Here is a 3,464-nt window from a genome sequence, read left to right as displayed (position 1 = left end):
AACGGTGGTAAACTGCACCTGGGGAACCTCCTTTCTTGGTTGGTTCCCCTCTTTTTATCCCAGCTTAGAGTCTCACATGTGTCCGTCCAGGTTCAAATCCTCGAGCCAGGCCAGATCCTGCGGCGTAAGGGCGGCCTTTTCCAGCAGGTCGGGCCGGCGCTGTTTGGTGCGCAAGAGGGCCTGTTTACGCCGCCAATCGGCAATTTTACCATGGTGGCCCGAGATAAGCACCTCCGGCACGGCTAGCCCCCGAAAGATGGGGGGGCGGGTGTAGTGGGGGTAGTCCAGCAGACCGCTAGAAAAAGAGTCCTGGCGGTGGCTTTCGGCCTCCTTGATCACCCCTGGGATAAGCCGGGCGGTGGCCTCCAGAATCACCAAAGCCCCCAGCTCTCCCCCCATCAGCACGTAGTCGCCGATGGAAATTTCCCGGGTCACGAAGTGCTCGATACGGGCATCAATCCCCTCGTAGCGACCACAAAGCAGCACCAGATGCGACCGCTGGGCCAACTCCTCTACCAAGGGCTGGGTAAGGGGGCGCCCAGCCGGCGTCAGCAGAATGACCTCGTCAGCAGATCCGACAGCCTCGAGGGCCCGCACCACTACATCCACCCGCATCACCATGCCCGCCCCACCGCCATAAGGGGTGTCGTCCACGGTGCGATGCTTGTCCTCGGCATAATCGCGGATATCGCGTATCTCCACCTCGAGGAGGCCCTTAGCAATGGCCTTCTGCAAAATAGACTCCTGCGTCCAGGGCCGTATCAGCTCGGGAAACAGGGTCAGGACGGTATATTTCATAAAAGGAGCTTCCAGCCGTACTCAGCTCAATCCAACAGGCCAGGGATAGGTTCGATGCGAATGGCCTCCGCCTCGAGGTGCACATACGGGGCTTGCAGCGGCACCAGGTGGGTCTTGTGCTGAGCCCTTAGCGAGCTACCCTTAGGTCGGATGACCAACAAGTCCTGTGGCCCGTCCAGAATATCCACCACCTCGCCAAATAGCTCCGAACCCACAAACACCGGTCTGCCGATAAGCTCGAAGTAGTAGTAGGCCCCTTCCTCCAGCGGGGGAAGATCGGCCTGGTCGGCGTAGACCCGCAGGCCCACCAGGCTTTCGGCCTCTTGGCGGCTGCGCACACCAGCCAGGTAGAGGATAATCTCGCGGTTGTGCTCCTCCACCGCCTCCACGGCCCGGTAACCCAAGCCCTCTAGGTAGACCCGCTCGAGGTCGAAGATCACCGCCTCACCACGGAACTTCAGGCCCCCTTCTAGGCCGTAGGACTTGCCGATACGCCCAATCTCGATGCGCCGCAGGCCACCCACCTCCCCTTTAGCGCACCTCTACGTTGACCCGCCCCTTAGAGAAGGAACGTACCACCACGCGGATACTCTCGATGACCCGGCCCTGGCGGCCAATGATGCGCCCCTTGTCCTGAGGGTGGGTCTCGATGTAGTACACCAATCCCTCGCGCCCCCGGCGCTCGTCTACCCGGATCGAGGCAGGATGATCCACTACCGCTTTGGCGAGGTACTCAACCAGGTCTTTCATACCGAGAATAGCTTACGGCCAAAAAGGAAAAGCCGAAAGCCAGCACGCCTTCGGCCCCTACCTGGAAGCGACCCTAGGCCTGCGAGCTGGCCTGCTTGATCAGCTTCTTGACCGTATCGGTAGGCTGCGCCCCAACCGAAAGCCAGTACTGCACGCGCTCCAGGTCGAGCTTGAGCCAGTCCTTGGTGGTCTTGCGGGGGTCGTAGTAGCCCAGTCGCTCGATGTAGGCCCCATCGCGCTTGGTGCGGCTGTCGGCCACCACAATCCGATAGTGGGGGTTGCCTTTGGAACCGAAACGGGACAGACGAATCTTGGTCATGTTTTCCTCCTATTGTCTACAGCGAGAGTTGTACTCCTCCCTTACCTGCCGCAAACCTCGGCTTGCGGCCTGAGACCTAACGCCTAAAAATCCCCTTTCCACGCGATTGCTGTTTGGCCAGGGTCTTCAGCATCTGCTTGGTATCCTCGAAGGTCTTGATCAGGCGGTTGACCTCCTGCACCGAGGTACCCGAACCAGCGGCAATGCGCTTACGGCGCGAAGCATTGAGAATTCGGGGGTCGCGCCGCTCCTTAGGGGTCATGGAAAGCACGATGGCCTCCATGCGGTTGATCTGCTTTTCGTCAACGGAAAACCCCGGCGGCAGCATGCGCGACAAACCGGGAATCATCCCCAGAATTTCAGCAAAGCTGCCCATCTTGCGCATCTGGCGCATCTGCAGGATGAGGTCTTCCAAGGTGATGTCTTTGAGGTCCTTTTGGGGGGCCTCCAGCTCGGCCTGCTTTGCCTTTTCTAAGAGGGTCTGCAGATCGCCCATCCCCAGGATGCGCTGGGCCAGGCGGTCGGGATAGAAAGGCTCTAAGCCCTCGAGCTTCTCCGAGACCCCTGCGAAATAGATGGGCTTACCGGTCACATGGCGGGCCGACAGCGCCGCCCCACCCCTGGCATCCCCATCGAGCTTGGTCAATACCAGCCCGGAGACTCCAATGCGCTCATCGAAGGCCTTAGAGACGTTCAGCGCCTCCTGCCCAGTCATCGCGTCCACCACCAGGAGGGTCTCGCTAGGCGAGAGGACCGCCTTGAGGTGGGCTAGCTCTTCCATCAGGGCCTGGTCAATCTGCAAGCGGCCCGCAGTATCCACAATGACCAAGTCACGGTAGTCGAAGGTCAGGTGCTGCTGCAAGCGGGCCTTGGTGGTTTCGGGCCGCTCCCCGTCGGCCACCTCCAGCACCGGCACCCCAATTTTTTCCCCCAGGATGCGTAGCTGCTCGCGGGCCGCCGGGCGCTGGGTATCGGCGGCCACCAGCAAGGGCCGACGGCCCTTGGCCTTGTAGTACAAGGCCAGCTTACCGCTGGTGGTGGTTTTACCCGAACCCTGCAAGCCCACCATGAACCACAAGTTGCCCTGATCCTTGAGCACCGGCTGCCGGGCCTCCCCTCCCAGCATCTGCACCAGTTCCTGGTAGACTACCGTGAGAATCTGCTCCGCCGGAGTCAGGCTCTCCAACACTGCCTGCCCCAGGGCCTTCTCTTGTACCGCATTCACAAAGCCCCTGGCCACCTCGAGGTTGACATCAGCCTCCAGGAGGGATACCCGAATCTCCCGCAGGGTGGCCTTGAGGTCGGCCTCGCTGATACGACCCCGGCCCCGCAGTTTATCCACTGCGGCACGAATGCGTTGGGAAAGGGTTTCAAACATCGTTCTGGTGCCCAAGAAATCACTAAAGGCAGTTTTGCGATTTTTGCCTTACTTCTGTAAGGCCGCCCGCTAGGGTAGCAGCAATGGGTTGCGTGTGTCAATATCAATCCATCTGAATTTTCAACCCTCAAGCTAGGTTTGCTGAACCCGGACAAACACATGTGAGACTCTAAGCTGGGATAAAAAGAGGGGAACCAACCAAGAAAGGAGGTTCCCCAG

The 3,464-nt window shown here is 60.0% G+C and carries 5 protein-coding genes; all 5 read right to left on the bottom strand.

Annotated features, from left to right (window positions below):
* Nucleotides 1–72: 72 nt before the first annotated feature.
* The 5 genes from trmD to ffh all read right to left on the bottom strand — a co-directional run bounded on the left by trmD (nucleotide 73) and on the right by ffh (nucleotide 3,245).
* On the bottom strand, nucleotides 73–798 hold the full coding sequence (gene trmD / locus G552_RS0113520) for a tRNA (guanosine(37)-N1)-methyltransferase TrmD (protein ID WP_027883482.1): 726 nt from the start codon (nucleotides 796–798) through the stop codon (nucleotides 73–75).
* Between the two features lie 26 nt (nucleotides 799–824).
* On the bottom strand, nucleotides 825–1,313 hold the full coding sequence (gene rimM, locus G552_RS0113515; RefSeq protein ID WP_027883481.1) for a ribosome maturation factor RimM: 489 nt from the start codon (nucleotides 1,311–1,313) through the stop codon (nucleotides 825–827).
* Between the two features lie 16 nt (nucleotides 1,314–1,329).
* Nucleotides 1,330–1,548, bottom strand: a complete 219-nt coding sequence (locus tag G552_RS0113510) for a KH domain-containing protein (RefSeq protein ID WP_027883480.1) — start codon at nucleotides 1,546–1,548, stop codon at nucleotides 1,330–1,332.
* 73 nt (nucleotides 1,549–1,621) lie between these two features.
* Nucleotides 1,622–1,867: a 30S ribosomal protein S16 gene (gene rpsP / locus G552_RS0113505; RefSeq protein WP_027883479.1), complete on the bottom strand. Its 246-nt coding sequence runs from the start codon at nucleotides 1,865–1,867 to the stop codon at nucleotides 1,622–1,624.
* Nucleotides 1,868–1,943: 76 nt separating this feature from the next.
* Nucleotides 1,944–3,245, bottom strand: a complete 1,302-nt coding sequence (ffh, locus tag G552_RS0113500; RefSeq protein ID WP_027883478.1) for a signal recognition particle protein — start codon at nucleotides 3,243–3,245, stop codon at nucleotides 1,944–1,946.
* Nucleotides 3,246–3,464: the final 219 nt, after the last annotated feature.

This window comes from Meiothermus rufus DSM 22234 (assembly GCF_000423425.1).
Classification (GTDB): Bacteria; Deinococcota; Deinococci; order Deinococcales; family Thermaceae; genus Meiothermus; species Meiothermus rufus.
Note: the sequence above shows the minus strand (reverse complement) of the source record. Positions and strands in the feature narration are given on the sequence as shown.

Coding starts and splice junctions, on each gene's coding strand:
- ffh (WP_027883478.1), bottom strand. CDS start 3,245: ATGTTTGAAACCCTTTCCCAACGCATTCGTGCCGCAGTGGATAAACTG.
- rpsP (WP_027883479.1), bottom strand. CDS start 1,867: ATGACCAAGATTCGTCTGTCCCGTTTCGGTTCCAAAGGCAACCCCCAC.
- G552_RS0113510 (WP_027883480.1), bottom strand. CDS start 1,548: ATGAAAGACCTGGTTGAGTACCTCGCCAAAGCGGTAGTGGATCATCCT.
- trmD (WP_027883482.1), bottom strand. CDS start 798: ATGAAATATACCGTCCTGACCCTGTTTCCCGAGCTGATACGGCCCTGG.